The following is a 2,647-nucleotide window of genomic DNA, read 5'->3' as shown; positions in this document are numbered from 1 at the left end:
ATCTCGGTCTGCGCCTCCTTGCGGGTGGTCTGGTCGATGGAGATGAGCTTCATGTTGAGCTCGCTGATCTCGCCCTCGGCCTCGGCGACCTTGGCGATCAGCTCGCCGCGGCTGCCCTCGATGCGGGCGCGCTGGCGCAACAGGTCGCGCTTCTGCGAGATCGGCACCAGCTGGCTTTGAAGCAGCTTCTCGGTCTTGGCGAGCTCCTGCTCGACGATCTCGGCCTCGCTGTCGTTGGAGCGGCTCTGCGCCTTGAAGCCGCGCACCTGCTCGTCGAGCTGGACGATCTGCAGGCGCAGCTGCTCTTTCTGGTTGGCGACCATGCGGCGGTTGGCCTCAAACAGCCTGGTCTCGCCTGATATCACCGCGGCGGACAGGTCGAGCGCCGCGAAGTCGACGGTGTCTGCCTCGTCGCGCTCGGCCACCAGCCTGGCATGGGCGGCGGTCAGCTGCTGCAGCTGCGCCTTGACGATCGACAGCTCGACGCGGGTCTGGGTGTCGTCGAGGACGAGCAGGACGTCGCCCTTTTTGACGACGGTGCCGTTGTCGACGCGGATGGCGGCGATGATGCCGCCGTCGCGGTGCTGGATGGTCTTGACCTGCTCGGAGACGACCACCTGACCATGGGTGATGACGGCGCCCGACAGCTTCGCCTGGGCGGCCCAGCCGCCGACGCCGAAGACCAGCGCGCCGGCCAGTGCCGAGGAGGCGACGATGCGCGAGGTGATGCCGAACTGCCGGGCGTTCTGCCTGGCCTTGTCGGCGGCCTTGGCCTTGTCGGTGCCGGCCTTGTCGCTGGTGGCCTTGTCGCTGGTGGTGGTGATCATCGCGGTGTTCCCCTGGAGCCTTGCTGGCCTTGTTGTCGTGTCGTCGTGGTCTGGCATTGTCTTGCAGTCATGGTCTTTCTGGCATTGTCGGGAGAGGCGAAGGCCTATCCCCGGGGGAGAGGCCAGACGGCCTCCCCGATGGGACAGGCGTCACGCCTGTCCCATCGGCTGGCTGTCGGCCGTGACCTGGCCGGGCTCGATGGCGGCGAGGATGAAGTCCTCAGCGGTCAGCTCGTGATGGCCGCGCAGCAGGATCTGCAGGTCGTCGTCATGGTCAAGGTCGACGATGGTGCGCACGACGGTGCGGGTGTCGTCGCCGAGCGCCTCGTAAAAGACGGTGATCGAGCCGATCTGCGGCGTGTCGCCGTCGATCTGCAGGCCGGCGAAGGTCAGCGTGCCGTACTGGCCAAGGGCGGAGAGATCGATGCGGTCGCCGACGCTAAAGTCGAGGATCTCGTCATGGCCGGCGCCGTCGTTCGCAAGACTGGCAAGCGACTGGAAGACGAAGACGTCGTTGCCGTCGCCGCCGATCAGCACGTTGACCCGGGCCGAGGCGATGATCGTGTCGTCGCCGGAGCCGCAGCTGGCATTCTCGACGTCGAGGAGTGCGTCGTCGCCGATCTCCGCCCCGGAAGCCGCGCCGCGCTCGAGATCGATGACGACACCGAGCACGGTGGCCGAGGCATCGTAGCAATCGCTGCCGCTGCCGCCGTCCATCCGGTCGTCGCCGTCATCACCGCCGTTGCCGCTACGGGCGAGCACGATGAAGACGTCGTCGCCGCTGCCGCCGTCGAGCCGGTCGTCACCGTCGCCGCCGACCAGGTGGTCGTCGCCACTGCGCCCGGCCACCTGATCGTCGCCACCCCCGCCATAAAGGATGTCGGTGCCGCTGCCGCCGGAGAACCGATCGTCGCCGGAGCCGCCATGAATGGTCTCGAAGCCAAGGATCGTATCGCGGCCGATCTCCTCGCCCTCGGCATAGCCGGCCTCGATGTCGGCGATCACCATCTTGACCAGCGCCGACAGGTCGAGCGTGTCGCAGCCGGCCCCGCCGTCATAGACGTCGTTGCCGTCGGCGGCCGGAGTGGCGAGCACGATGACGACATCGTCGCCAGCCCCGCCCGAGACCACATCGTCGCCGGCCCCGCCGGTCAGCTGGTTGTCGCAGGCGTCGCCGCCAATCGTATCGTCATGGGCGCTGCCGATGACGTTCTCGATGCCATCAAGGCTGTCGCTGCCGATATCGGCGCCGGTGGCGGTGCCGGATGCAAGGTCGACGGTAACGGCTGCCGTCGCGCCGCTGGCGTCATAGGTGTCGCTGCCCTCGCCGCCGACATAGGTGTCGTTGCCGTCGGTAACGGGCGTACCCGCGGCCGCCTGCGGCAGGTCCCCGCCAAGCAGGCCCACCTTGAAGGTGTCGTCGCCGGCCTCGCCGAGCGCCGTATCGTCGCCGGCCTTGCCAGTCAGCTGGTCGTCGCCGGCCCCGCCCTGCAGGTGGTTGTCGTTGCCGTCGCCACCAATCGTGTCGTCGTCGGCGCTGCCGATGACGTTCTCGATGCCATCAAGGCTGTCGCTGCCGATATCGGCGCCGGTGGCGGTGCCGGATGCCAGGTCGACATTAACGGCTGCCGTCGCGCCACTGGCGTCATAGGTGTCGCTGCCCTCGCCGCCGACATAGGTGTCGTTGCCGTCGGAGGCGGGGGTGGAGGTCGACGTACCCGTGGCCGATGCCGCCTGGCGCAGGTCCTCGCTGAGCAGCCCGACCCGGAAGGTATCGCTGCCGTCGCCGCCGAGCGCCACGTCCTTGCCGAGACCGCCGG

General features: G+C 68.3%; 2 protein-coding genes. Both read right to left on the bottom strand.

Annotation, left to right across the window (positions count from 1 at the left end):
* The coding region (locus FHT76_RS41165; protein WP_259186889.1) for a biotin/lipoyl-binding protein at nt 1-827 on the bottom strand (827 nt) is incomplete at its 3' end.
* Nucleotides 828-977: 150 nt separating this feature from the next.
* Nucleotides 978-2,647 (bottom strand): calcium-binding protein (locus FHT76_RS41160; protein ID WP_310503318.1); only part of this gene is annotated, 1,670 nt, incomplete at its 5' end.

The organism is Rhizobium sp. BK176, from assembly GCF_024808055.1.
Note: the sequence above shows the minus strand (reverse complement) of the source record. Positions and strands in the feature narration are given on the sequence as shown.